General features: G+C 60.9%; 23 protein-coding genes and 1 riboswitch. Of the genes, 5 read left to right on the top strand and 18 right to left on the bottom strand.

Annotation, left to right across the window (positions count from 1 at the left end; all coding sequences use genetic code 11):
- Positions 1–58 precede the first annotated feature (58 nt).
- Together ACJD00_RS04500 and ACJD00_RS04495 are read right to left on the bottom strand one after the other, a co-directional pair.
- Positions 59–979 carry a GNAT family N-acetyltransferase gene (locus ACJD00_RS04500; RefSeq protein WP_418908671.1) on the bottom strand — a complete coding sequence of 307 codons (921 nt, stop codon included), beginning with the start codon at positions 977–979 and terminating at the stop codon, positions 59–61.
- A 3-nt stretch (positions 980–982) separates the two neighbouring features.
- Entirely contained in the window at positions 983–2,368 is a 1,386-nt protein-coding gene (locus ACJD00_RS04495; RefSeq protein ID WP_309408289.1) for a glycine--tRNA ligase, read from the bottom strand.
- Positions 2,369–2,531: 163 nt separating this feature from the next.
- Between ACJD00_RS04495 and ACJD00_RS04490 the strand changes: the two genes are divergently transcribed.
- Positions 2,532–2,756, top strand: coding sequence for an RNA-binding S4 domain-containing protein (locus ACJD00_RS04490; protein ID WP_418908670.1), 225 nt, complete (start codon positions 2,532–2,534; stop codon positions 2,754–2,756).
- Here ACJD00_RS04490 and ACJD00_RS04485 read toward each other — a convergent pair.
- Positions 2,753–3,412, bottom strand: a complete 660-nt coding sequence (locus ACJD00_RS04485) for an alpha/beta hydrolase (protein WP_418908669.1) — start codon at positions 3,410–3,412, stop codon at positions 2,753–2,755. The two genes, ACJD00_RS04490 and ACJD00_RS04485, sit on opposite strands and share 4 nt — an antisense overlap.
- A 54-nt stretch (positions 3,413–3,466) precedes the next feature.
- Here ACJD00_RS04485 and ACJD00_RS04480 point away from each other — a divergent pair, with 54 nt between their 5' ends.
- Together ACJD00_RS04480 and ACJD00_RS04475 are read left to right on the top strand one after the other, a co-directional pair.
- Positions 3,467–4,312 (top strand): SGNH/GDSL hydrolase family protein, encoded by an 846-nt coding sequence (locus ACJD00_RS04480; RefSeq protein ID WP_418908668.1) that lies wholly within the window; start codon positions 3,467–3,469, stop codon positions 4,310–4,312.
- A gap of 15 nt (positions 4,313–4,327) precedes the next feature.
- Complete coding sequence (locus ACJD00_RS04475) at positions 4,328–5,065, top strand: class I SAM-dependent methyltransferase (RefSeq protein ID WP_418908667.1); 738 nt, start codon at positions 4,328–4,330, stop codon at positions 5,063–5,065.
- 242 nt (positions 5,066–5,307) lie between these two features.
- Here the strand turns inward: ACJD00_RS04475 and metX are convergent, their stop codons facing one another.
- Positions 5,308–6,459: a homoserine O-acetyltransferase MetX gene (metX, locus tag ACJD00_RS04470; RefSeq protein ID WP_418908666.1), complete on the bottom strand. Its 1,152-nt coding sequence runs from the start codon at positions 6,457–6,459 to the stop codon at positions 5,308–5,310.
- A 5-nt stretch (positions 6,460–6,464) separates the two neighbouring features.
- Positions 6,465–7,808, bottom strand: a complete 1,344-nt coding sequence (locus ACJD00_RS04465) for a bifunctional o-acetylhomoserine/o-acetylserine sulfhydrylase (protein WP_418908665.1) — start codon at positions 7,806–7,808, stop codon at positions 6,465–6,467.
- A 92-nt stretch (positions 7,809–7,900) separates the two neighbouring features.
- Positions 7,901–8,020, bottom strand: a riboswitch (SAM riboswitch).
- Between the two features lie 354 nt (positions 8,021–8,374).
- Between ACJD00_RS04465 and ACJD00_RS04460 the strand changes: the two genes are divergently transcribed.
- Entirely contained in the window at positions 8,375–9,019 is a 645-nt protein-coding gene (locus ACJD00_RS04460; RefSeq protein ID WP_418908664.1) for a VOC family protein, read from the top strand.
- Between the two features lie 54 nt (positions 9,020–9,073).
- On the opposite strand, the gene ACJD00_RS04455 is transcribed toward ACJD00_RS04460, so the two are convergent.
- Both ACJD00_RS04455 and ACJD00_RS04450 read right to left on the bottom strand, forming a co-directional pair.
- Positions 9,074–9,511 (bottom strand): GNAT family acetyltransferase, encoded by a 438-nt coding sequence (locus ACJD00_RS04455; RefSeq protein WP_418908663.1) that lies wholly within the window; start codon positions 9,509–9,511, stop codon positions 9,074–9,076.
- 10 nt (positions 9,512–9,521) lie between these two features.
- Positions 9,522–10,295, bottom strand: coding sequence for a CPBP family intramembrane glutamic endopeptidase (locus ACJD00_RS04450; RefSeq protein ID WP_418908662.1), 774 nt, complete (start codon positions 10,293–10,295; stop codon positions 9,522–9,524).
- A 91-nt stretch (positions 10,296–10,386) separates the two neighbouring features.
- Here ACJD00_RS04450 and ACJD00_RS04445 point away from each other — a divergent pair, with 91 nt between their 5' ends.
- Positions 10,387–11,226, top strand: coding sequence for an aminoglycoside phosphotransferase family protein (locus ACJD00_RS04445; RefSeq protein WP_418908661.1), 840 nt, complete (start codon positions 10,387–10,389; stop codon positions 11,224–11,226).
- Here ACJD00_RS04445 and ACJD00_RS04440 read toward each other — a convergent pair.
- The 11 genes from ACJD00_RS04440 to hutI form a co-directional block, all read right to left on the bottom strand.
- Positions 11,223–12,008 carry a DeoR/GlpR family DNA-binding transcription regulator gene (locus ACJD00_RS04440; protein WP_418908660.1) on the bottom strand — a complete coding sequence of 262 codons (786 nt, stop codon included), beginning with the start codon at positions 12,006–12,008 and terminating at the stop codon, positions 11,223–11,225. The two genes, ACJD00_RS04445 and ACJD00_RS04440, sit on opposite strands and share 4 nt — an antisense overlap.
- A complete protein-coding gene (locus ACJD00_RS04435) occupies positions 12,005–12,742 on the bottom strand; it encodes a copper homeostasis protein CutC (RefSeq protein ID WP_418908659.1) in 738 nt (245 codons plus the stop codon). Before ACJD00_RS04435 ends, ACJD00_RS04440 begins: the two co-directional genes overlap by 4 nt.
- Before the next feature lies 1 nt (position 12,743).
- The gene (locus tag ACJD00_RS04430; protein ID WP_309408312.1) at positions 12,744–13,601 is read right to left on the bottom strand and encodes a carbohydrate ABC transporter permease; all 858 of its coding nucleotides are present in this window, start codon (positions 13,599–13,601) and stop codon (positions 12,744–12,746) included.
- 3 nt (positions 13,602–13,604) lie between these two features.
- The gene (locus tag ACJD00_RS04425; RefSeq protein ID WP_418908658.1) at positions 13,605–14,528 is read right to left on the bottom strand and encodes a carbohydrate ABC transporter permease; all 924 of its coding nucleotides are present in this window, start codon (positions 14,526–14,528) and stop codon (positions 13,605–13,607) included.
- A gap of 95 nt (positions 14,529–14,623) precedes the next feature.
- Positions 14,624–15,877, bottom strand: a complete 1,254-nt coding sequence (locus ACJD00_RS04420) for an extracellular solute-binding protein (RefSeq protein ID WP_418908657.1) — start codon at positions 15,875–15,877, stop codon at positions 14,624–14,626.
- A gap of 270 nt (positions 15,878–16,147) precedes the next feature.
- Complete coding sequence (locus ACJD00_RS04415) at positions 16,148–16,984, bottom strand: class II fructose-bisphosphate aldolase (RefSeq protein WP_418908656.1); 837 nt, start codon at positions 16,982–16,984, stop codon at positions 16,148–16,150.
- Between the two features lie 16 nt (positions 16,985–17,000).
- On the bottom strand, positions 17,001–17,930 hold the full coding sequence (locus ACJD00_RS04410) for a 1-phosphofructokinase family hexose kinase (RefSeq protein WP_418908655.1): 930 nt from the start codon (positions 17,928–17,930) through the stop codon (positions 17,001–17,003).
- A complete protein-coding gene (locus ACJD00_RS04405) occupies positions 17,927–18,769 on the bottom strand; it encodes an ROK family protein (RefSeq protein ID WP_418908654.1) in 843 nt (280 codons plus the stop codon). The genes ACJD00_RS04410 and ACJD00_RS04405 overlap by 4 nt, the downstream gene beginning before the upstream one ends.
- 100 nt (positions 18,770–18,869) lie before the next feature.
- Positions 18,870–19,742, bottom strand: a complete 873-nt coding sequence (locus ACJD00_RS04400; RefSeq protein ID WP_418909302.1) for an SIS domain-containing protein — start codon at positions 19,740–19,742, stop codon at positions 18,870–18,872.
- Between the two features lie 231 nt (positions 19,743–19,973).
- Positions 19,974–20,471, bottom strand: coding sequence for a thiol peroxidase (tpx, locus tag ACJD00_RS04395; protein ID WP_418908653.1), 498 nt, complete (start codon positions 20,469–20,471; stop codon positions 19,974–19,976).
- Between the two features lie 74 nt (positions 20,472–20,545).
- Positions 20,546–21,736 carry an imidazolonepropionase gene (gene hutI, locus ACJD00_RS04390; protein ID WP_418908652.1) on the bottom strand — a complete coding sequence of 397 codons (1,191 nt, stop codon included), beginning with the start codon at positions 21,734–21,736 and terminating at the stop codon, positions 20,546–20,548.
- Between the last annotated feature and the right edge of the window lie 265 nt (positions 21,737–22,001).

The raw sequence follows: 22,001 nt of genomic DNA, 5'->3' as shown, positions 1-22,001 counted from the left end.
GGCAAGGGCCCGGGCGGAACCATGAGGTTCCACCCGGGCCCAAGCTTCGGTGGCGGGATTAGCCGTCCGAAGCGAGAATATGCGTGGTCGAAATGACCGTGGCCTGCTCAACGCTGGCCAAGGCATCAACCAGCGAGGACAGCACGAACATCGACGAGTCGACTTCGAGCTTGATCGGGTACTGGTGAATCAGCATCGATACAAGGTCACGCAGTGGTTCGGCCACCTCGTCATCACTGAATTCCGGGTTGAAGCCAACCAGCACATCGCTGGGTGCCTGTTCGCGGGCCGGAATGTAGCTTATGGCGAAGGCCAGAATCTTACCGCCGTGGATCTTGGGACGGTCGCGTAGCACCAGGGCGCCCTGCGCTCCGGTATTCACGTCCAACAGCATGCGCTGCGCCGAACCAACGGTCATCTGCGCCGGATCCCACTGATGGGTGGCGTTGTAGAAGTCCATGACCACCTGGGTCAGTTCCACGCTACCGGTGGCGATATCTTCGATGACCGCCTCGGTGTCGTCGAAACGCGGTTCGGCCAGGGCACCCGGTTCCAAGATCACATCGCGTGAGATCTGAATTTCCTTGAGCCCCAACGCGGCACAGAACCCGGCGGCCGCGGCCGCGTCATCTCCTGCGGTCACGGTGTACCGCGCCTTGAGCTCACTGGTCTCGGTGGACGGGATGAGCTCGCGGAGCTTGGCCACAAGGGTTCGGCCCACACCCTGCCGGCGGTGCGCCGGGGCCACCTCAACATAGAGCCACAGGCGTTGCGGGTGCAGCGACGAGGCAAAGACCACGCCCGCGGCGATGGCCACCGAGTCTTCGGTGGCTACCAGGGTGCGGGAAAACGGTGCATCGCTGTCGGCACGCAGCATCGTGCGGTCTTGATGCGCCTGCGGCGAGCGCGGGTCTCCGAGGACCTGAAGTAGTTCCAGGTCATCGCCGGAGCGCCAGGGTCGGAAGGTCAGCTCGCCCAAACCCTAGGCTCCGTTCAGACGCTCGGAGAGGTACGCCGACACCTGGTCCAGCGCGACGCGTTCCTGCGCCATGGTGTCACGCTCGCGGATGGTCACCGCCTGGTCCTCAAGGGTGTCGAAGTCCACCGTGATGCAGAACGGGGTACCGATCTCATCCTGGCGACGGTAACGGCGCCCGATGGCTCCGGCGTCGTCAAAGTCGATATTCCAGCGCTTGCGTAGTTCGGCGGCCAGGTCCTTCGCCTTCGGCGACAGGTTCTCGTTGCGGCTCAGCGGCAACACGGCGGCCTTGACCGGCGCCAGGCGCGGATCGAGCTTCAGCACGGTGCGCTTATCCACCCCGCCCTTGGTGTTCGGTGCCTCGTCTTCGGTGTAGGCATCCACCAAGAAGGCCATCATCGAACGGGTCAGGCCGAAGGACGGCTCGATCACGTAGGGGATAAAGCGTTCGCCGGTGGCCTGGTTGAAGAAGGACAGCTCGGTGCCCGAGGCCTTGGAGTGGCTCGAGAGGTCGTAGTCGGTGCGGTTGGCCACACCCATCAGCTCGCCCCACTCGGAGCCCTGGAAGCCGAAACGGTACTCGAAGTCGATGGTTCCGGCCGAGTAGTGCGCACGCTCGTCCTCGGGGACGTCGAACTGGCGCAGATTCTCCGGGTTCATGCCCAGGTCGATGAACCAGTCCCAGCAGTACTTGACCCACTCGTCGAAGTGCTGTGCTGCCTCGTCTGGTGCGGTGAAGAACTCGATTTCCATCTGCTCGAATTCACGGGTGCGGAAGATGAAGTTTCCCGGAGTGATTTCGTTACGGAAGGCCTTACCGATCTGGCCAATGCCGAACGGTGGCTTCTTGCGGCTAGCGGTGAGCACGTTGTTGAAGTTCACGAAGATGCCCTGAGCGGTCTCCGGTCGCATGTAGTGCAGGCCGGTTTCGCTATCCACGGGCCCCAGGTAGGTCTTCACCAGACCGGAGAAGAGCTGCGGCTCGGTGAACTGTCCCTTGGTGCCGCAATCCGGGCAGGCGATATCGGCCATGCCGTTCTCCGGGGCGCGACCCTTCTTTGCCTCGTAGGCCTCGATCAGGTGGTCCTGACGGTGACGCTTGTGGCACTGGGTGCACTCCACCAACGGGTCGGTGAAGGTTGCGACGTGGCCGGAGGCTTCCCACACAGCCTTGGGCAGGATGATCGAGGAATCCAGACCCACCATGTCTTCGCGGCTGCGCACGAAGTGCTGCCACCATTCGCGCTTGATGTTTTCTTTCAGCTCGGTTCCCAGCGGTCCGTAATCCCATGCGGAGCGGGAACCGCCGTAGATCTCACCGGCCTGGAACACGAAACCCCGGCGTTTTGCCAGAGAGATTACCTGATCAAGCTTGGACTGTGGCGCCATATCAACTCCAAAGGACATTACGAGGCCGCTGGTTGCGGTCCGTAGGAAACACATACCCGTTAAGCCTAGCGCCCCGGGCAGGGATGGACGAAGTGTGTGCCATGTGGCATCTTTTACATCCCTGCCCGCACCGGCTCACCGCTGGATGCGGAACAATGGGGGTATGAGCACCGAAATCTTTGACCTGGAAATCCGTGACGAGTCCATTCGCCTCGGGCAGCTACTAAAACTCGCCTCCCTCGCCGAGGATGGCATTCACGCCAAGGAACTGATCCAGGCCGGAGAGGTGACCGTCAACGGTCAGGTCGACACGCGCCGTGGCGCACAGATTCAGCCCGGCGACGTGGTCTGCGTTAACGGCGAATGCGTACGGGTCCGCAGCAACTAAGCTTGCTCGGCCTGAGCCAGGACGTGGTCGGCGAGGAAGCGGGCCACGTCGCTAATCTCTTCGGCACACACGGAGTGCGCGATCCCCTGATACTGCTCGCTGGTCAGCACGGTATGTTCCGGCACCCACTGCAAGGTATAGGCGATCTTATCCGCGGTAATTACCGGGTCGGCGGTGTCACGCCCCCAGAACATCGGTAGCGGGCGGGCCCGCAGCGCCTCATCGTCAAAGAAACCATCCTCGGGCATCTGTACCGCGAAACCGGACAGTCCGACCACCGCATCAATGGCCTCGGGGCGGTGGCGCGCCAGCGACGTGGCCATGGCCATGCCCTGCGAGAATCCCAACAGGGTCACCGATGAATGTTCGGCGCACAGTGGCTCGAGCAGTTCCCAGAGGCCGCGCACCGCATACTGCACTGCGTCGACCGAGTAGTCGATCTCGCTGGTCAGCGGGAACCAGCTAAAACCGGGGCCGGCGGACAAGGGCGCGCGGACCGAGAGGTAGGTGAAGTCCTCGGGCAAGTAGCGGGCCAAGGACATGAGGTCTTCTTCATTTGAACCGTATCCGTGCAGGAGCACGAGCAACGGGGTACCAAGTCGTTCATCGTCGGTTCGCGAAATCAGGGCGACCGGAGCGGTGTTTTCAATTCCCATAATGCCCCAAGCCTACCTATGTACCTTTTATGACTGATGAGTAACATAACTACTGTGACCCAAAATATTGACCACGAAGCACCGCAGCATCCCTGGCACCGCTACGTCGCATTGGGAGACTCTTTCACCGAGGGCATCGGCGATCCCGATCCGCATAACCCCGGACGGCACCGTGGCTGGGCCGATCGGGTAGCGGAGGAGCTAGCCCGGCAAAATCCGGGCTTCTCCTATGCCAACCTCGCCATCCGTGGACGCCTCATCCGGCAGATCATCGATGAGCAAACCGAGCCGGCCAAGGCCCTGCGCCCCGATCTGATCAGCGTCTGTGCAGGCGGCAACGATGTGCTGCGCCCCGGCGGGGACCCGGATAGCATCGCCGAACTTCTCGATGGTTTCATCGCGGATTTGGCCAGTACCGGCGCCAGCATCCTGCTGTTCACCGGTCCGGATATCCGAGATACCCCAGTATTGGGCGGAATTCGCGGCAAGGTTGCCATCTATAACGAGAACGTGCGCACGGTCGCCGCACGCCACGACGCGATTGTGGCGGACTTGTGGGCCATGCGGCAGCTGCATCAGCCGGTCATGTGGTCAGAAGACCGGTTACATTTCTCGCCGCTAGGACACCAGCAGATCGCAGCCATGGCCTTAGATTCGCTGAACGTCTCGCATGAACTCGACCTGGACATCGCCGTCGACCCGGATCTGCGTTCTTGGCGCGAGGCTCGCATCGATGACCTGCAATGGGCCCGTGAGCATCTCGCCCCGTGGGTGCTACGCCGTCTGCGGCACCAGTCCTCCGGCGACGGAATCACCCCCAAGCGTCCCGAAGCGGTACCGTTTTCAACGCAACGGGCAAACGATTCGCTCGGCGCCGGTGCCGAAAGCGACCAGCTCTAGCGCAAAGGACCGGCCATGGCTTACACCCACCCACAATTGGCAACGCTCTACGATGAGGATAATCCCGACGGGCCGGATCATGATTTTTATCGAGCCTTAGCCGAAGAGATTCAGGCCGAGGTAATTGTGGATGTGGGCTGTGGCACCGGCCTGCTGACGGTGAGCTTGGCCGCCGAAGGACGAACGGTTGTAGGACTAGATCCGGCCGCGGTGATGCTCGAACAGGCACGGCAACGCCCCGGCGCTGAGCGCGTGCAGTGGATTGAGGGAGATAGCACTTCACTACCTGCGTTGCGGGCAGACTATGCGGTGCTCAGCGGCAATGTGGCGCAGCATATCCCCGATCCGCAGTGGCAACGCACGCTGAACGACCTGCACGAACGGCTCAGGCCGGGCGGGATGATCGCCTTCGAATCACGTAATCCGCAGGCGCGCGCTTGGGAATCCTGGGTCGGCGAAGGTAGTACGACCAGGCACACCGCGGCCCTCGGCCCGCTTCGTGAATCCACGCAGCTGCGTGGCATAACCGGTGAGGTGGTTTCGCTGCGTTTCGAAACCCAGCGACTAACTACGGGGCAGCAAATCGTTGAGGACCTGGACCTAGTCTTCCGCACGCGGCAGCGCATCACGGAACAGCTAGTACACGCTGGATTTACCCTCAGGGCCGTGTATAGCGACTGGCAGCACTCCGCTTTTACCGGTACCGAGCCGCTGATGATCTTCGTGGCTACTGCCGGGACGCGGCGGAGCTGATCAGATGCGCCGGTCGTCGATCTCCGTCCGCATGGCGGCGCTGATCAGCGCCCTCTTTGCCATGCTGAGCTTCTGGTCTCTGGGCACAGGGAACGACCGGGCAGCTATAGGCTGTGGCGCTATGGCCGTGCTCTGGGTGGGCGTGTGCCTCTGGCGCTCCCGCCAACGAACTACGGCCCGCAACCGCGAAGCTCCATCGCATACTGAGGAGTCGGATTACGGGCCGTAGCGCATTTCCATATTTAGGGCTCTTGCTCGAAAACCAGATGGCTGAGCACCCCGTGCAGCTGTTTGGCGTCCGTCAGGAAACCATCGTGGCCAATGGGTGAGTCGATGTAGTACACCGGCTTCGGCACAGGCAGTGCCGCGGCCAGCCGTTCGGACTGTTCCGGGAAGTACAGTCGATCGCTACGCACTGCCGCAATTACCACGTTGACCTCCGCGAGCCGGGCCAATGCCGCCTCGAAGGAATCGAAACCACGCGCGATATCGTGGCTCATCAGCGCCTCGGTGAGCACCACATAGCTGTTCGCATCGAAACGGTTGACCAGCTTGCCGGCCTGGTGGTCGAGGTAGCTCTCCACCTGGTAGCGACCGCGTGGCCAGGTTGCAGATCCCAGTGGTTGTTCTTGGCCCTGCGCCGTCCGCCCGAAGCGGTGTTCCAGTTCCGCCTCGGAACGGTACGTAATGTGGGCCAATTTGCGGGCGATACCCAAACCCGCATCGGGGCCTACGGCATTTGCGTAGTAGTCCCCTTGAGCGAAGTATGGGTCCTGCCGAATCGATTCGATTTGCACCTGAGCGAAGGCGATCTGTTCGGCAGTGGACTGACCGGTGGCAGCCATAACCACCAGATTCCTCACCCGATCCGGATACTGCACGGCCCATTCCAGAGCGCGCGCTCCACCCATGGAACCACCCATCACCGCATGAAACACGTCGATCCCTAGGACATCGGCGAGTTTCGCCTCGACGTGCACCGCATCGCGAATTGTGGTGAACGGGAAGCGCGACCCATAGGGACGGCCATGCGCGTCGTGGCTCGATGGTCCGGTGGAACCGTTGCACCCACCGAGCATATTGACGCTGAGCACGAAATATTTATCCGTGTCCACGGTGAGCCCCGGACCTACGAAGTCAGCCCACCAGCCGGGCTGTGCGGCATGCCCGGTTGCCACATGTGCATCTCCGGTCAGCGCATGCAGCACCAGCACCGCGTTGCTGCCCTCGGCATTGAGCGTGCCAAAGGTTTCGTAGGCCAGCTCCACCTCGGGCAGGTACCCTCCGGTTTCAAAATGGTGCTCACCCACGGACAGGCGGCGCACAATGCCGTCCTGTCCGTCGATGGTCGGGTGATCCGAATACGTCGGCTCGGTAGTCACGGGTATGCTCATATGCCTTAGCGTGTCTCTTGCAATTCCTTCGAGCCGAGCTCACCTACGGCGGCGAAGCCGAGCTCGAGATCGGCCAGAATATCCTGGATATTTTCGATGCCAACGCTCAACCGCACGAGGCCCGGACGCACACCGGCGGCCAGACGTTCCTCGGCGGAGAGCTGCGCGTGCGTGGTGGAGTCGGGGTGCACCACCAGCGAGCGCACGTCGCCGATGTTGGCAAGGTTGGAGTGAAGCTTGAGTCCATCGACAAAGGCTTGCCCGGCGGCGGTGCCACCGGCCACTTCGAAGGCCACGATGGCCCCAACACCCTGCGGAGCGTACTTCTGCCCACGCTCGTACCATGGCGACGAAGGAAGCCCCGCGTAGCTGACGGATTCGACCAGTTCGTGCTGTTCAAGGAATTCCGCCACGGCCTTGGCATTGGCCACGTGGCGCTCCACGCGCAACGACAACGTCTCAAGTCCCTGTGCGATCAGGAACGCGTTGAAAGGTGCCACCGCGGATCCGAGGTCACGCAGGAGCTGGACCCGGGCCTTGAGGATGTAGGCCAAGTTGGCCCCGAAAATGCCGTTGACGCCAAGGTCACGGGCGAAGACCAGGCCGTTGTAGGACTCGTCCGGGGTGTTGAAGCCCGGGAATCGTTCCGGGTCCTTAGCGAAGTCGAAATTCCCCGAGTCAACGATTACGCCAGCGATGGCGGTGCCATGTCCGCCGAGGTACTTGGTGGCCGAATGAATGACAATATCGGCGCCCCACTCGATCGGACGGACCAGGTACGGCGTCGCTAGGGTGTTGTCCACGAGCAACGGCACGCCGGCTTCGTGGGCCACGGCGGCCACACCTTCGATGTCCAGCACGTCCTGGCGCGGGTTGGAGACTACCTCACCGAAGAAGGCCTTGGTGTTTGGACGCACGGCCTCGCGCCATGCCTCGAGATTGTCCGGGTCGGCCACGAAGGTAACCTCAATGCCCAGACGCTTCAGGGTGTGCTTGAGCAGGTTCTGCGTACCACCGTAAAGGCTGGGGCTGGCCACGATGTGATCGCCGGCTTCGGCGAGATTCAGAATGGCGAAACTGGTTGCTGCCTGCCCGGAGGACAGTAGCAGTGCGCCCACGCCGCCTTCGAGATCTGCGATGCGGTTTTCGACGGCTTCCTGCGTGGGATTGCCGATACGGGTATAGATCGGCTCAAGTTCTTGAAGTGCAAATCGCGCCGCGGCGCTCTCGGCACTCGGGAAGACGAACGACGTGGTCTGGTAGATCGGTAGCGCACGTGCACCGGTCACCGGGTCAGGTGTCTGTCCTGCGTGGATCTGACGAGTTTCAAAGGACCAATTCTGGCTCATGGTTTTCCTCCAATTAGTTCATAACTAGTTAGGGGTACACCACTGAAAACACACCTGCATGGAAGACCACACGGTGGCGCCTTCCAGGGAGTAACCCGCGCTTGTCCTGAGCACGCATCTGCGTGCAGGGCCAGGTCTTCACCCGGGGCACCCCACCGCGGTTGGAGGGTTGCCGTCCAGCGAGCCGGGGCTTGTCGCTGGAACTCATGACCTAGCTATAAGTCTGCCGACTGTCGAAGAATTTTGCAATCTGTGACATATTGACGTGACGCAGTGGGTCACAATCACGTAATCAGGGAATCAGATCAAAGAATATTCGACCAGCACCCTGAAGCGGGAAACCCTGGACAGAAAACCGCGCGACTTCAGAACGCAGCGCGCTTACCTAGACACCACCGTCGCCCCACTTCTGGCAGCACTGCATAGTGATCGACCAAACCAGCTCGAGGGCAACACTTTGGATGCGACCTGCGGTTTACTCCAGCAAATAGGCTCAATGACGGGCCCAAACTCAACTAAGGTAACCCTAAGTCGAGACTTGAATCACATGGTGCAATGATGTAGCCATGATGAGGCTAGATCACGTTTCGTACGCTTGTGGCCCAGATGGGCTGATGCCTACTGCCGAGCGGGTATCCAAGACCTTGGGATTGGATTTCGTCAAAGGTGGCGTGCATCCACGATTCGGAACTCGCAACGTAATTTTTCCGCTAACGAACAATCAGTACCTCGAAGTTGTCGAGGTACTGAATCACCCGGCCAGCGACAAGGCCCCCTTCGGCCAAGCGGTGCGGGCCCGCTCCGAGGCCGGCGGCGGCTGGATGGGCTGGGTTGTCTCACTCGATGACCTCTCGGACGCCGAGCAACGGCTGGGTCGTGAATCCGTGCCGGGTAACCGCAAGTTCCCAGATGGCCGTGAGCTGACTTGGCGCCAGATCGGCATCAAGGGACTCATCGCCGATCCGCAGGTCCCCTACCTAATTCGCTGGGACGAGGGCACCGAGGAATTGCACCCCTCACGCGCGCTAGAACCGCGCGGTTCGATTTCGCAGATCTCGATCGCCGGATCACGTGATCGGGTACTCGAATGGCTTGGACAACCGCGTGAGGTAGTCCTAGGCGACGTCATCATGAATTACCAGGCGCCGAACGGGACTCCTGGCATCATGTCGGTAACCTTCGAAACTCCGAATGGCACCGTGGTTCTTTAGAACTTTGCAGTGTGAGGTCGGCATACGCCCTTGGGGCGTGCCGACCTCCACGTTTTAAGGCGATGCATCCAGCGTCTGTGGAAGAACCATTCCCAGCACCTCGACGCGTTGTCTTTCAAAACCCAAGGCGCGATAGAAGTCACGGGCCTGCTCATTGCCATCGCGCACCATCAATTGGACCTTGGGTACTCCTCGCTGTTCAAGCCAACTCGTCCCCGCCTGCACCATTGCACGCCCGAAGCCTCGACGCCGCGCCTCCTGAGCTACCGCAAGATAATAAAGCCACCCACGGTGCCCGTCGTGGCCTACCATCACCGAAGCGACCAGCTGCCCGTCGACCATCCCGAGGAGCAGATCCGACGAGGGCCCCGTGATAGCGCGGCGGATATCTGCCCGAGCATCATTCCAGGGTCGCAGTAGCTCGGCCTCCTCCCACAAAGAAATCAGGGCGGTACCGTGCTCTTCGGTGGCGGCAACAATTCTGATGTCCATGATCCGTCTCCTAGTTTCCGATGCCGATGGCCGGGCCAATGAGCATAAACCCGACAAAGCCCACCGCGTCTAAGAGGAAATGGGCTATCACTAGTGGCATTACCCGGCCATAACGCTGATAGATCCAGCCGAAGACCAGTCCCATGACGAAGTTGCCGAGGAACGGTCCGACGCCCTGATAGAGGTGATAGCTACCGCGCACGAGCGCTGAGACCACAATGACCGCCATGGTCGAGAGCCCGAAGAACCTCCGGTAGGCACCGAGAAAGGCCAGCATGATGACTTCTTCGAGAATTGCATGGCGCGCTGCGGATAGCAGTAGCACCGGAATGCTCCACCAGTATTCGGCTAAGTTTGCTGCGTGCAGCGCTGTGGTGATCCCTAGGGCCCGGCCTGCCGCGTAGAGGCCCAGGGTGCCTAATCCCATGGCGAGGAAAAGTGCCGCACCCATCAGCAGGTCCCGGAATGGACGCCGCAGGTCGAAACCAATGTCATGGACGGTACGACCGAGGGTCAGGCGCAGGAAGTACAGACTGAGCACCACCGGGACGAGCGCAAAAAGTATGTCGAGGAGCTGGTAAGTCAGGTCTAGGTAGGGCCGCGTACTTAGCGAGTTATTCAGCGACGTGGTTTGCTCCCCCAGCGGCGCACGCGTGAGCTTGTCGAGGAAACTGACCAGCGAATACACGGCGCTTTGTCCCAGTGATAGGGCCAGTACCAGTAGCACTTCGAGACGTGGTGAACGATCGGCGCGGGACGTAACGACAGGCAGTTGAGGTCTCACCCCATGATCATAGGCAGTGACTGCTGTGTTTGCACTGAGCGAGTAGCGGCTAAGGTTGGTTCTGAACCCACATGTCAATCCGAGGATCCTGATGACGTCGTTAGCTTTAACTGCCGAACGAGAATTTGCCCGCGACTTTTATCCGTCCGTCGACTGGGAGCAGGCCACTATCAATACCGGCGGGCAATTTCACCGGGTGCTCATTGCCGAAGGGCAGGCCGTGATCCGAATGGCCCGTACTAAGCAGGCAAGTGACGACATGCCGCGGTCGGTGCAGTTGCACGCACGCATGAATGAACTACTGGACTATCAAGTCCCTCGGCCGTTGAGTGGCGTTGGACGGTTTCAAGATCTCAACGCGGTCGTGATGAGTTATGTTCCGGGTACCGCTCACCCGCCGCATCAAGGCGATCCTCAGGTATTACGCCGCGTGGTGACCGAGCTGGCTCGGATTCCCCTCGGTGAGCTTGAGGGATTACTAGCCGAACCTTTCGCATTCCGAGGTCCATGGACCGAAACACGGATCGCCGAAACCTACAACGGGTTGCCCGTTGAGCTCCGCGCCCCCGCCCAAGCGTTGTGGGCCCAGCTTCCGCTGCTGGCTCAGGTTCCCGCGGGCCTCGTTCACGGCGATCTAGCGGGTCATAACATGCATTGGGTCGATGGAGAACTCGTTGGGCTACTCGACTGGGACTTAGCCGCCGGATGGGATCCGGCGCTCAACAGCGCGTACCTTGGGTTATGGCATGGGCGCGAGTTGATCGAAAAGATTGCACCCGATCCGGCCACCGCCCACCGCGCCAAAATCTGGTTGGGACTCATGGCCCTCGAACGGGTAAGCGATACGCTCTCGCGCGACGACAACCCACGGATGGATAAGCTCCTGGCCAAGGTCGCCCCGCGCGTAATGGACGCCGCGGCGGTACTTTAGTCCGCGTTGATCACCGGTAACCCGGAGGCTTCAAGCTCGGCGCGCTGCGGTCCGCTGAGCTGATCATCGGTGATGACGCCGTCAACTTCTTCACGGTCCAAGATAATGAACGACCGGGACCCAATTTTCGTGGAATCAACCACTAGGTAGCTGTGTTCGGCTTGCTGAATCATCTGTTCGTTAATGGCTGCCTCCATCTCATCGCCAACCATGGGTCCGATCGTCGGATCGAGCCCATTGACTCCCACGAAAGCCAGATCCAGAGTGATCTTCGCTAAAGCGCTCTGGGCCAACGGGCCGACCAATTCGTAGGAACGGGCGTTGAGCACCCCTCCGGTAACCATCACACGAATATGAGGTCGCACCGCCAGTAGCGCAGCAATATTCACCGCATTGGTTACCACGGTCAAGGTAGTTCGCCCCGGTTCGCCCACCAGATCCTCGCGCATCCCAAGTTCGGTGGCAATTGCCTTGGTAGTCGTGCCGCCGGAAAGCCCGACCACCATGTCTTGTCGCACCATCGAGCTTGCGCGCTTGGCGATCTGCGCCTTTAGCCCATCGTTGGTGTCTTTTTGAAATCGAGCCGGCAATTCATAGGCCACCGTATTGGAGACAGCACCGCCATGGGTGCGAGTCAGCAAGGACGCTGCGGCCAGCGAATCCAAATCGCGGCGGGCAGTGGCTGGAGATACTTCGAGCCGTTGCACGATTTCGTCAACATCGAGTTGTCCTCGGGCTCCCAAAAGATCCAAGATCTGGTTGAGACGTTCCTCGCGCTTCATGATGTTTCCTCGCTCGTTAGTTGAGCCGCAGCGGACATGGTCCGATCCACACTTTGTCGTAGTAAGCCGACCATCTCAGCATCGACACCGATGGTTCCGGCCCAAGGTTGTTTGGCCGAAAAATGCACCGCACTAGCTCCATAGGCCGCGGCCTGGGCAATGGCTTCGGCGGTCATCCCGCCTCCAGCCATAATCTGGATCTGTCCCGCGGATCGCGTGGCCAGCCGCCCAATCATCGCCAGGCCATCAACCGCGGATTCTTTCCCTCCACTAGTCAACACGCGATCGACGGGCAGAGCAAACAATGAGTCCAAAATCGCAAGTGGGTCGGTGGCCTCATCGATGGCCCGATGGAAGGTAATCTCCAGTTCGGGGTTTACCTCAAAAGCGGCCGCGGTCACTTCCTGCAGGCAGTGCGAATCCACTGCTCCCGAAGCGTCCAGGGCGCCGAGCACCAAGCCGTGCACACCGGAGCGCGCCAAGGATCGGGCCTGAGCGACTAACACAGCGCGGTCCTCGGCGTCGTAGTGAAAATTACCAGGCCGGTGCCGTAACAGAGCGTGAACGCCGCGCGCTGGCGCGTGCTCCAAGATCAATTCAAGAACTTCAAGGCTGGGCGTCAGTCCGCCCAGTTCCAGAGCTTGGCAAGCCTCAACCCGATCGGCCCCGGCGGCCGTTGCACGTTCTGCGCAACGGCCGCTGGTCGCAACGATCTCCAAGCAAAGCGGAGCCACGCTACTTCACCGCACCGGCCGACAGACCGCCGATCAGACGCTTCTCGATCAGGGCGAAGAGGATAATCACCGGGACGATCGCCACGATGGAGACACCAAACACGTACTGCCACGCAGTGGCGTACTGTCCCACGAACTTCGTTAGCGCGACCGAAAGCGGCTGGTTCTCGGCGGTGGAGAGGATCACCAGCGAGGCGGCAAATTCGTTCCAGCAGGTGACGAAGGTGAAGATCACCGCAGTCACGATGCCCGGCCAGACTAGTGGCAGGTTGATCGTAAACAGCACTCGTAGCTTACCTGCACCGTCGATTTGCGCGGCCTCGTCGATCGACTTGGGTACACCGGCAAAGAATGAATGCATGATCCAGACCGCAAAGGCTAGATTGAAGGCGGCGTTAATCAGGATCATGGCCACCCAGGTGTCATGCAGGTTCCAGGCCAACATCTGTTTGAACAGACCGGCGGTCAGTACCGCAGGCTGTAGCATCTGCGTGACGATCACCAAGAACATGAAGACCATCTTGCCGGGGAAGCGGAAGCGTGCGGTGAAGTACGCAGCCGGGGTCGCGACCAACAACACGAGTAGTGTGGCGCAGACGGAGATGACGATCGTGGAGATCAGGTTATATGGGACAGGCGTTTCCGGTGTATCCCACATGCTGGCATAGTTCGAGAATTGAAATCCGTCGCGAGGCATATAGGACGGCGGAATCGAGAGGATCTCAGACTGGGTTTTCAGCGACCCGATGAACATCGTGACATAGGGAATCAAGAAAACGGCGGCCACAATCAGTCCGACGGCCATTCGGGAGATGACGACCTTACGCGGGGCCCGGTCCTCAGTAGTTAGCAGCGCCATGGCTTAGACCTCCTGCATCGGCTTGACGGTTTTCACGTAGATCGCGACGATCACGAGAACGATGGCGAAGTTGACCACGGACAGTGCCGAAGACAAGTCGAGCCGGCGATCGAACTGCAGCACCTTGAAAATGTAGGTCATGAGGGTGTCGGCGTCGTTGCCCGGAATTGAACCGGTCATCACACGGAGAATCGGCAGGTTGTTGAATACGTTGATGATGTTGATGAGGACCGACACCGCCAACGCACTTCGCAGTTGCGGCAGGATCACGGAGAAGTAGGTGCGCCACCGTCCTGCCCCATCCATTTTGGCCGCTTCAAGGGTCTCGTCCGGCACGGCCTGGAGCCCGGCTAGGATCGTATAGGTCGTGAAGGGAATGGATACGAAGACCGCCACCACGATGGACACCGCAATGGCCGGTACCGCGTTCTTGGTCCACCCGAACCCCTCCTCCAACACGCCTAGGTCAACGAGGAACTTGTTAAACAGCCCGTAGTTGGGATCCATGGCGTAGTAAAACAGGGTCGTGGTCATCACCACGCTGGCTGCCCACGGCACGATGACGGCCATGCGCACCAAGGTGCGTCCGGGAAAGGGCTTGTTCAAGAATTGCGCTAGGGCCAGCGAAATCACCACGGTCAGCAGTACCACGATGATCACCCAGAAAAAGGTGTTGATCAAGATACGAGGTAGGGCTGGGTCGGCGAAGACGGTCGCGAAATTCTTGAACCCTACCGATTCGAGATCGGTGCCCACCTGCGAAATCTTCCGGGTGGAGTTATAGATCATGTAGCCGGCCGGGAAAACGACGATGGCTAGAATCAGGGCCAGCGCGGGGCCGATCCAAGGCAGTGAGGCCCACCAGCTTTGATCATGTTTGCGAACCCGGTATTTCGGGGCGGTTGCGTCGCGCACTGCGGTACTCATGATGTTCTCTCTTTCATGATGCCGGAAACCTACTCATGGCACGGGCCCGGCGAAGGCTTTCGCCGGGCCCGTTGACCTGGGTGGGTGGTTGCCGACTAGTTGCTCGCGGCGTCGGCCTTGGCTTGAATGCCGCCCAGTACATCCTCAGCGGACTTACCGGTGGCGATTTCACCCATCATCGACTTGAAAGCACCGTCGGTCGCGTTCCATGCCGGGTTGGTCGTTGGGTAGAAAACGGCATTCGGCAGCAAATCTAGGAATGGCTTCAGGGTCTCGTCTCCGTCCAACTGCTCGGAGCCGGACTTGGTGGTCGGCAGGAAGCCCTCGGCACTCACCCATTTGGTGTAGACCGGTGCGGAGTAGAAGTAGTCCATAAACTCCTTCACTGCCTCGCTCTTCGAACCGTCGTTCTTGAAGGACATCAAGCGATCGGCCACACCGAGGGTGGCTGCGGAGCCGTCCTTGGTAGCAACCGGCGCAATGCCGTACTTCAAGTCCGGGTTTTCCTTCTCAATCTGCACCGCGGTCTGCGGCAAGCCGTAAGCAAAGCCGACCTTACCCTGAATGAAAGTATTGAGCATCGGGGTTCGCTGGGTGGCGCCGGGATCGTTTTGCGTGACGCCGTCCTCGATCATCTTCTGCATGAACTTCGCCGCCTCGATATTGGCCGGAGTGTCCACGCTGATCTTCTCCGCGTCCCCGAAGTTACCCCCATTACCGGCGAACCAGATCAGCGATTCGCCCTGGGCTTCTTCACTGGCCAATGGCATTCCGTAACCCGCGGCCTTGGTCTTCTCGCTGATCTTTTTCGAGGCCTCGTAGAGTTCGTCCCACGTGGTTGGCACCTGTTCAACGCCGGCTTCTTTCATGAGCGTCTCGTTGTAGAACAGTGCACGAGCCGAAGCGATCAACGGCAGGGCGTACTGGGTGCCCTCATAGGTCTCCGCGTCGGCGAAAGACTGTTGAAAGTCGGCGAAGGTTTCGGCCGAAGCAATGTCAGAGGCCGGGGCGAGCAATCCTTCGGCGGCGTACTCGGCGAAGGCACCACCGTTGTAGATATCCGGAGCCTGGTTGCCTTGCAACTTCGTTTTCAGCACGCCTTCGAGATTGTCCCAAGACTGCACCTCGAGGTTGATGTCGATATCTTCGTGCTCGGCTTCGAAGTCCTTGATCACGCCTTCCCACAGGGCCTTGGTCCCGGGCGAATAGGTCGGAACCAGCATGTTCAACGTGGTGACACCGTCTTCACCACCCTGAGAGCCACCACCGCCGGAGAAACCGCAGGAGGTCAGCAGCAGTGCTGAGGCGGCCGAGAGGGCCAGGATGGATGTGCGTGCCGTGCGTTTCATTATTGCTCCCCATGGAATGTCGTGCGTGCCGGTGATGGAATCGCAGGTGAACGTTTGTGCTTGTTTTTAGCACTTTGCATTCACCAAACGATCACTTCTCTACGATTATGGTGTGCCCTGAATCACTCGTCAAGAGATTTTCGATCTTTTTTCAGCGAAACAATCAAGAATCAATCAAAATCAATCTAAAGGAGTCCTAACATCTTGCCTCGTTGGTGAGCGCAACATGCAGGAGTGCCATCGGCGGCACGCCGACGCAGGGATGCAGGCCTAGGTTGTCGTGAACAGCTGCAATAAGCGAGCCGTCTCCGCGGCCATTGCGGTGCGCCCGGCCGCCACATAATTACGCGAATCCACCGCCTCGGGATGTGCTGCGAGCCAGTCACGGACCGCGCGGGTGAAGAATCCATTCAGGTGCGTGGAGACATTAATCTTGCGCATGCCTGCGGCAATACCCGCGCGTAGGTTCTCGTCGGAAACTCCGGAGGAACCGTGTAGAACTAACGGAACGTCGAGCCTCTGCGCAAGGCGCGAGATCAGCTCGGTATCGAGTTCGGCGCGCCGTTCAAGCATCGCGTGCGACGATCCCACTGCCACAGCGAGAGCATCGATTCCGGTACGGGCCACGAACTCCAGAGCTTGTTCCGGGTCGGTTCGAACCCCCGGCGCGTGTGCCCCATCTTTCCCACCGATCTCGCCCAATTCGGCTTCCACGTAAATGTTCTGGCGTGCCGCAGCCTCGACCACCCGGCGAGTACTTGCTAGGTTCTGTGCATAATCTAGGTGCGCCCCGTCATACATCACCGATCCGAACCCAAGCTCGATCGCCTGATACACCAGATGCTCGTCTTGGGCGTGATCCAGATGGACGGCCACCGGCACCTGTGCTGCCCGCGCACTAGCCATAGTGGCAAGGGCGATCGGCTCCAGAGCCCCGTGATAGGCCACGCAATTTTCGCTGATCTGCAGAATCACCGGTCGTTGGGTCTGTTCCGCGCCGGCAATCAGCGCCTGCGCGGTCTCCAGATGAATAACGTTGAAAGCCCCCTGGCCGTAACCACCGGTGACGGCCTGAGTCATAATGTCGCGGGTTGGTACCAATGGCATGAATATCCAGCTTTCTTTAGAAGTCGGGCACGCTCTCGAGCAGGGTGTAGTTGACCTGCTCGAAAAGTTCGGTATGGGACGGGTGAGTGGCCCCTGCGGTGGGCATCAGTACCGTCGAGGCCGACCACGACACCGCTCGCCGCAAGCTCTGCTCCCGGTCCGCACCATCTAACGCACTAGCCGTCAAGGCTGCGACGGCTGAATCACCTGCCCCCGTGGGATTCCCGGGAAGCACTGTTGGCAAGACCGCATGAGCAATTCCGGTGGCTGAAGCGGAGAAGTGGAATAGCCCCTGTTCCCCCGCACTGAGGTAAACCTCGGGAGCACCGAGTCGTAGCAGTTGCGCAACGCCCTGGGCCACATCCGTTGTACCAGTGGCTTGGCGGAGCTCGTGGTGATTTGGTTTGAGCACAGCCCCAGCGCGCGCTGCCTCGAGAAGCAACGCGCCGCTGGTGTCCACCACGGTCCACGCACTTTTTACCGCACGACGTACGAACTGTGTAAAAAATTCCGGCGTGGTCTCAGGGGGCCACGAACCACAGATGGCGACCGCCTGCGCCGCGGCAAGCTCCGCGCTAAAGGACTCTAACAACGCTTCGCCTTCGTCCGAGCTCAGCGGATGTCCCGCTTCATTAAAGATCGTGCTCTGCTGCTGGCTGAGAGCGTGAAAAGCCATCGAACGGCGCGTAGCGCCGGAGACCGCAATGGCGCTAAACGGCAGGCCCGCACTCTCCAGCTCTTCCAACAACTCGGCGCCGCTGCTCCCGCCGGCGGTCAGTACCGAACGCGTGGCATAGCCTTGGTGAAGTAAAACCCGCGCCACGTTCAATCCCTTGCCGCCAGCCTGGGCGTGCCCGGTGTCCACCCGGTGGGAGGCGTCAAGATCGATGCGTTGTAGCGTGTAGCTCAAATCCAGTGCGGGGTTCGGTGTAAGGCAGAGAATCACGAGCTTTCCTCCCGCATCCGATCTCGAATGGCTAGCCAAGCTCCCCTGAGCCCCGCGTCGGCGCCAAGCCGTGCGGGCAGTACCTGAGGTAAGCGGTGGTAGGACAGCCGCGCGGCCAGCCGTGCCCGAAGACCATCGAAGAATGAGGGCCCGGCTTGGGCAAGTCCGCCGCCGATAATGACCGCCTCGGGGGCTACTGACGCTGCCAGCTGCGCCAGCGTGAAGCTCAGGGCATCGAGCGCTTCATCGATAATGCGTTGCGCCACGTGATCCCCCTGCGCCCGGGCGACGAACACCTCACGGGCCCCACCGCTTGCACCTGTAGCCTCTTGATAGCGTCGCGCAATCGCCCCAGCCGACCCCAACGTCTCCAAACATCCGGTGGCGCCGCAAGGGCAAGCTAACCCGCCGGGGACCTGGGCATGGCCCAACTCTCCGGCGTAGCCGCCGGAGAGCACCAGACGACCATCGACGACCAGTGCCGAGGCGATGCCGGTCCCGATAATCAGTACGGCAGCATTCTGTACACCACCGGGCACGTGGGCACCGGCGCCAAACTCTAGTTCGGCACGAGCCGCGCACGTGACATCGTGACCGAATCCCACGGGCATAGCTAAACGCTGTTCGGCCATGGCGCGGAGCGGCACATCACGCCATCCGAGATTGACCGAATACAACCCCACTCCGGCCTCGGCATCGACCAGTCCACAGACGAGCAGCCCAACCCCGATGGGCGGTTGTGCCGACAGCGCCCCCCAGCCGGTCCGCCAAGTCGCTGAGCTGTTCGAGCACGGCCGTAGCACCGTCGCCGCCCGGCTCCGGGCGTGCGGTCGGCTCACGCAGAATATGTAACAGTTCTCCGTCTGCGGTAGCCAGTGCAGCCTTCACGTCGGTTCCGCCAACGTCGAAGAGCAGGTAAAACTCACCCATGCTCGAGGGTTAGCCTTCCAGGATCACGGAGCGGGTCAAATTGCGTGGGGTGTCCGGGTCAAGCCCGCGGGCCCGGGCTCGATCCAACGTCACCTTATGGATGTGGGCTAATTCGGCCAACGGGTGCAGATCCCGGTTCAGATACAGCGCTCCGGTCGCGGCCATATCGCGGCTCAGCCCTTCCGGCTCCTCGCCCAACATCCAGGTCACTCGGTTGGGTGCGGCGATGGAAATTGGTCCATGGCGATAGTCCATGGCCGGGTAGGCTTCGGTCCATCCCTGGACGGCTTCACGCATTTTCAGGGCCGCTTCATGGGCCAAGCCTACGCTGTAACCACGTCCCAGAAAGGTGAACTGCTCAGCCTGCAAGAGGGCCTGATCGGTTTCCTCGGCGAGTAGCTCGCTGGCCTGCGCGATGGCCGGGCTAAGATCCATGCCGACGCTGGAGAGCAGGTATGCCAGTGCGCTGGTGGCGAAGCGTGTCTGCACCACGGACTGTTCATCGGCATAAGGCAGCTCGATTACCGCATCGACCTTCTCGCGCACCGGCGAGGACGTGTCGCCGACTAGGACCACGGTACGTAGCCCGGGCTCCAATCCATCGAGCAGTTCCAGAACTTCGGAGGTCGTGCCCGAACGAGTAATCGCCACCACCGCATCGTACCCGCGGCCCGCGATGCGGGCCTCGGAAGCCGCGAAGGCATCGGTGAGGCCATGTCCAGCCGCCTCGCGGGCGGCGGCATATGACTCCGCCATGAACCATGAGGTGCCACAACCGACGACAGCCACCTTCTGCCCCGGGGCCGGCAGCAGTTCTTCCTCCGCTTGCTGGGCGATAGCACGTTGCCACATGCTCGGCTGCGAGTGCAGCTCGGCTTCCATCTTGCTACCCAGTGCAGCCGCTTCGCTCACGATTATTGTCCTCTCGCCTTGCCAATAGCCTGACAGCCATCCACATAAATGATGCTTTGTGATTGTTTTGCCTAAGTTACGATCACAATCAATCCATACTCGAGTATAGGCGGGGAACGTTGAAAAGGAAACGGGTGCCTTAAATACCAATGGCCGGGATGCCCCAGTGGGGCATCCCGGCCATTTCGCCTTTGGCGGAGCTTAGCTCAGCTCGGCCATCACGGCATCGTAATCTGGTTCGGTGGTGATCTCCGGGACCACCTGGGTGTAGGTCACTTTGCCCTGCTCATCGAGGATGATAACAGCGCGGGCCATCAGACCACGCAGCGGGCCGTCGGCCTGAGCCACACCAAAGTCGGTCCCGAAGCTCGAGCGGAAAGTCGAGGCCGGAACCACGTTTTCCAGACCTTCAGCACCGCAGAAGCGGCCCAGTGCGAAGGGCAGGTCGGCGGAGGCGCACACCACGGTGGTGTTCTCCAGGCCGGCTGCCAATTCATTGAAGCGGCGCACCGAGGCGGCGCAGACGCCGGTGTCCACCGACGGGAAGATGTTCAAAACAACGCGGCGGCCGGCCAGCGATGCGCTGGTGACGTCGGACAGGTCGCCACCGGTCAGGGTGAATTCGGGAGCCTTGGTGCCTACGGCCGGCAGTTCGCCAACGGTGGAGACAGGAGTTCCTTGAAATGCAGTAGTTGCCATACTCCACTGTCTATCACGAACTGCGCGGCCGCTTCCATCTGTGACACCGGGCACTCAGAATCGAGAGGCCGACCCTAGAGTTCGCGACGCCCGGCCCGGTAGACGGCATGAGTCAGCGCCATGCCCGGACGGTACGCCAGATGGGCCGCACTGGGGGCATCGAGTACGTGCAGGTCCGCGCGTTTGCCCACCTCGAGCGAACCTACGCGGTCCTGCACACCCAGAGCCAAAGCGCCCCCAAAGGTCGCTGCCTCGATGGCCTGCTCGAGACTCAGCTTCATCTGCAGCACGGCGGTTGCCACACAGAAATTCATGTTGCTGGTGTAGCTGGTGCCGGGGTTGCAGTTACTGGCCAGCGCAATGCGCACGCCGCGTTCGAGCAGCTCGGCTCCCGGCGCGAACGGCATCCGCGTGGATAGATCGCATGCTGGCAGGCAGGTTGCCACAACACCTGGGGTGCCAGAGCGTGAGGAGGCGTCCCACGCGGTCCAGCTTCCGGCGAGTGCCTCCACATCGTGCTCGTTGAGGAAGTTCACGTGGTCCACCGAGTGGCTGCCATACTCCACAGCCAGTGCCACACCCGGGCCCTCCCCGAGCTGATTGCCGTGTACCTTGGTGGCAAGCCCGCGAGCCTTCGCAGCATCCAGAACTCGGCGGGTCTGCGCCTCATCAAATGCACCGCGCTCGCAGAAGATATCCACGAAGTCGACCTGATCGGCCACCGCCTCCAGCATCGGGCCAGCCACCAGATCGGTGTATTCATCCGCGTCGCTTCCAGCGGGCACTAGGTGAGCTCCGAGGAAGGTCAGGGAATCCACAAGATCGCGGCCGAGCTTTGCGTGGCGCACTTCTTCGGTCAGCGAGAGCCCGTATCCGGTTTTCGTTTCCATCCATGTGGTGCCGGTGGCGAGGGCCGCGGCGCGACGTTCGGCGACCATTTGGCGTAGTTGTTGTTCGCTGGCCTCGCGGGTGGCACCGGTAGTCACCGCGATGCCGCCGGCCGCGTAGGCTTGGCCAGACATGCGTGCGACAAACTCCTCGGATCGGTCGCCCGCGAAGATCAGGTGACTGTGCGAATCGACCCAGCCAGGAAGCACCGCACGCCCACCCAGATCGGTGACGATGTCGGCACTCGGGGCGTCGGTGGCCGCACCGATCCATGCAATCGTCTCACCGTCGATAAGCACCGCCGCGTCGCTGAGCACAGTGCCCTGGGCGTCTACGGTGGTCAATTGGGCGATATTAGTTAAGAGTTCGGTGGCCACGGCCCCTCCAAGTGCGTTAGTGGGAAGTCAGATGCATCTGCGCTCCACCCTAGCCTTGTCACCATCGCGTCGCGCGCCTCCTTGGCACGTTGAATCCGGGATTTCGGACAATGCCACGAAGCAGCGACAGTTATTGCACGGGCAAGGCCTGAACAGCACCCCGTGACGACGAACCCGTCGCCAACCACGGGCCAGCGACTCCTAGTTGATTCACCGGCTAAGGGCGAGGCACAGATCCGCGACGCCACCGGCAACCATCGATCCG

It is taken from the genome of Glutamicibacter endophyticus (genome assembly GCF_048457885.1).
Taxonomy (GTDB): Bacteria; Actinomycetota; Actinomycetes; order Actinomycetales; family Micrococcaceae; genus Glutamicibacter; species Glutamicibacter endophyticus.
The sequence above is the reverse complement of the archived record's forward strand: the minus strand, read 5'-3'. Positions and strand labels throughout refer to the sequence as shown.